General features: G+C 41.8%; 3 protein-coding genes. All 3 read right to left on the reverse strand.

The annotated features are described in order from the left end of the window. Nucleotides 1-295 precede the first annotated feature (295 nt). Entirely contained in the window at nt 296-2,104 is a 1,809-nt protein-coding gene (locus tag AC1DUA_RS27120) for a carboxypeptidase-like regulatory domain-containing protein (protein WP_477502729.1), read from the reverse strand. Nucleotides 2,105-2,165: 61 nt separating this feature from the next. Next, nucleotides 2,166-2,759: a YdeI/OmpD-associated family protein gene (locus AC1DUA_RS27125; protein WP_477502730.1), complete on the reverse strand. Its 594-nt coding sequence runs from the start codon at nt 2,757-2,759 to the stop codon at nt 2,166-2,168. Nucleotides 2,760-3,182: 423 nt separating this feature from the next. Beyond that, on the reverse strand, nt 3,183-4,048 hold an 866-nt coding region (locus AC1DUA_RS27130), incomplete at its 5' end, for a glycerophosphodiester phosphodiesterase family protein (RefSeq protein ID WP_477502731.1).

Here is a 4,048-nt window from a genome sequence, read left to right on the forward strand (position 1 = left end):
AGCTATAGAAACGGAATGATGTAAAAAGTACATCAAATRTAGCGACATTGCTCTATTTTCGATGGTATCGATGAGATTAACTGCACAAAATGCATGATTATCTCCGAAACCATCGATAATACGAGAATTTGCTGCACTATCTGCATCAAATTAGATAGTGCCCGCTAGGATTTCCCCTTGCGCGTCATCTCCGCAAGACCAACCCACTGCTCCTCGGTCACCTCGTCGAGCAGATCGTTGAACGGCCTGGCGCCCTGCAGCCAATGGGACAGCCTCTTTCGTAATTTTATGTTTTTTACCTTTGAACAACATAAGGGGCAATAAGTGAAAGGAATACTTGTACGTCCTTTTTGCTAAAAAGATACTTATTTGGCGATTGCACCAAGAAGGTAGCAACCTGAGCTAAATCCATTCGGCCCGCTCCTTGAAAATAAGCGGATTTCATAGCATCATGAACCTCGGCTTCCGTTCTATTATCGGAAAAGGGGCTAATTTTCATATTCATAGATATATTACCCGTTGTATTCATAACACCAATACCGATACTGGTTGCTGCATGGGGAATCGAGAGTCCCTCAGGTACAGTGAACACCGGCGCAGCTGCTTTCAATACTTCCCCAATTAGGCTTATTGGACGGTTAGAACTATCTAAGAAATAAATCTGATAGCTAGTAAGATTCGATTCATCGGCCGCGCGGTCCCAAGTTAAAAAACCGTGTAAGTAATCCGGTTGTTCATCCATATCTACGAAGCTCATATTTGGAGGAAGCTGCGTACTAAGCACACTATTTTTGACCGGGATAAAAGTCGGTGCACTCTCTCTACCGTCATTCCCATAGGAATAGAGAGCGAACTGAGTAGCATCAGCCGGGACCGATTGATTGTCATCTAACATGTAAAATAGCTGAGTAGATGATCTGGGTGAATAGATCGTTCCGAGCGCTTGTAATTTATCACCGTTAGCGTTGCTGAAATACAGATTATAGCCTTGAATCTGACTCATCTCAGAAGGCAAGGCGAAGCCAATTTGCCCCGAAATTGTATGTGCATGAATCGTGTAGGTATAGTCTTGAATACTCGAAGGCACAGGTAGGCTGCCCGAAGGATCTGTGTGCAGTGACGTGTCGGCTTGGCGGTTATCAATGACATTGACAGTTGGATACGTGGAATACTCCTCACCAGCACTGTTGACGCTGCCTACTAAAATGGCACCCGTGTTTGCAGGGAATGAATTGAATGGATATTCATAGCCTCCATCTGTCCTTTTGGCTACAGTATCCCAGTATTTCCATAGGTTGTCCCCAATTACCCAGTAATAAATGTTATAACCTGCCAAAGAGACTTCATCGTTGGCTCCGCTCCAAGTAACATGTGCGTTAATCGTACCGCCGTTTGCGTTAGTATCTTGAAACTTCAGGGATTTAACAGTATGTAAATTGTAGTGCCATAAGGGAAGCGTCCTAATATCAATCACACTGGAGTTACTGTCTAGTAAAATAATTCCCATGCGGGTTGCGCCTGAAGGCAATGTTATATTCGGTATTGTGCTTGTATAGAAGTTGCGTTCGTCGGAATAGACGGATGTGATAACAGAACCTATAGGGGTATTCCTATTGTCCATGAATTGGAGCTGCATTTCGGAGTGGACCATGACTGTGCCATAAGTTGACCATGAAACCGTCCCTTGAAACTCAGTCGCACTTGATGAATTATCGTTAATACTCAGCCAGCTGAGTCCTGTCGAAGTATTGTCCACTGTTAAGTAAAAGGTATGGTCATAGACCTGCCCTGTTGAAAGCGTTCCGGATTGAATAGAGCTGTTCCTGAAATAACTTGCTGCTGCTGTAAGCGTGAAATCACCAATCGGCAAATTAGGAAATGAAGCAATGCCATTAACGTCCGTTCTCACAGTCAGCGGAAAAGGGAGTGCGGATGAAGTAAAGATGACATTTGCAGAGGATATAACATTCCCGGACGTTGACTTGACCGTAATGTTTCCCGAAGCGTTTTCCGTTGCAGCGCGAGCTATCGAAAAGCTGCAAGCATACGCGAGTACCAACATGAATAATAGAATAACTGGTGCATAAATCCTAATGACTCTCATGATTACCTCCAAATAATGACTAGTAACCACATCATAGCATAGGACTTAAGGCATATATAGATTAATCATTTAATCCTTTTCCTTCGAGGATTTTCGACACATTTTTCTCTACCCTTGACTCACGAGTTTTGGCTTGTTTGGGCTCAGAGAAATGAAGAAGGTAGTTTCTTTGCCGTCCTGGCGTCAGGGCCTCAAAGGCTGCTTTCAAGGCTGGATTCTCATCGAGTTTAATTTGGAACTCTTCTGCAACCGTGAATTCTGTATTCTTTTTAAAACTGACTTCCAGACCGGCCTTTTCAACTTCTATGGCCTCGTTAATATAGGCTTTCAAGATGGGCTCCATGGCAACTATTTCCCGAACATGGGTGAAGCGAATTTGGCGCGCCGCCTGTACATTCTCTGTTTGCTGAATGAGGATACCTTGGGCATCTTTTAGCAAAACTCCCTTGTGAAACAGAAGTGCACAGTAATCTTTGAATCCGTGTATTAAAACGACGTTTTTATCCTCAACTGTATAGCAAGGATGCATCCACTTGAATTCTTCGGTTAGCTGACAGTCAAGAACGATTCTCCTCAACGCCACATACTCTTCTTTCCAGGTTTTGGCCTTGCCAATAAATTCATCAACTTTAGGATTCATTTTCCTATTTGTCATTAGAGATCACCTCTTCACCATACTATTGTTCGTTGTTATTTATAAAAATATCTTAAAATCTAATTGTATCATAATTTTCAACGTACACTTGGTGGTCGTACATGATGTAAAAAGTGCAGTAAATTCRCATCTGAWSCAGCTATTGGTACGGAATGATGTAAAAAGTACATCAAATATWGCGACATTGCTCTATTTTCGATGGTATCGATGAGATTAACTGCACAAAATGCATGATTATCTCCGAAACCATCGATAATAYGAAAATTTGCTGCACTATTTGCATCAAATTACAAAATGTCCGCTACGATTACCCCTAGGATTCGATGATCCGTCCGTCATCCAGCCCTAAACCTAGATCAAAGGGCTGATCCCTCAAGGTCTATTGACCTTTTGAGACAGCCCCTTTATTTCTCCGCAGAGAGATTAGTTAAGATTTTTGATTGGCCCAATCTTACGAGTTCGATAAGACGCTAATAATGTAGGCCAATCTGTTTGAATGACATCTATCTTCTTCTCAAATAACTTACCCCACCCCAAATCGGGATCTTGAATAATGGAGATATCATCATCTAAACGGCCGAATAATACCGTCTCGTCATCCAAAGTTATTGCGTTTGCCYATACAAATAAGTTCATATTGTGGAGCTTTTCGATTAATTCATCTTGGAATAAAGGATGAGTTTCCGACGTAGCTATTAGCTCAAGTCCAACTAAATTAAGGTTTTGATACGCTAGAATAGCCTCGACGTCATCTAAGGAATGCGTGATTGGCATGAACATGTATTTCGTTTCATATTGATCCAAGAAATCGAGTTGCTCCTTGACGATAGGACCTTTAAGAATTAGTTGATTCGCCATATCGTATTTATCCAACTCAGGCAATAATTCAGGCCAAATATCCCAAGCGCGGTCAACATTGATAAGAGCATCCCCTTTGAAATAAGCAAGGACATCTTCAAGTCGTTCTACCTTGGAATTGTTTCTTACATTATCTTTGTTGAAATAGGTCAAGCTTTCGATTTTTTTCGAATCCATTGTTTTAATATTATCTGGTTGTTGGAGAAGTCTCTTCTCCGCCCCATCATGAAAAACAAAGAATTTACCATCCGTGGACTTAAATACGTCAATCTCCAGCATATCTCCACCGAGTTGAAGGGCAGCTTTTAACGCTGGAATGGTATTTTCGATGATGTTACCTGTCGCACTTCCTCTATGAACCGCAATTAATACGCCACGCTCATCCAGTTGTTTATTCAATAAAGCATTGATGTGGTTGTACTCTTGTTTCC

It is taken from the genome of Paenibacillus sp. 01T422 (genome assembly GCF_056398785.1).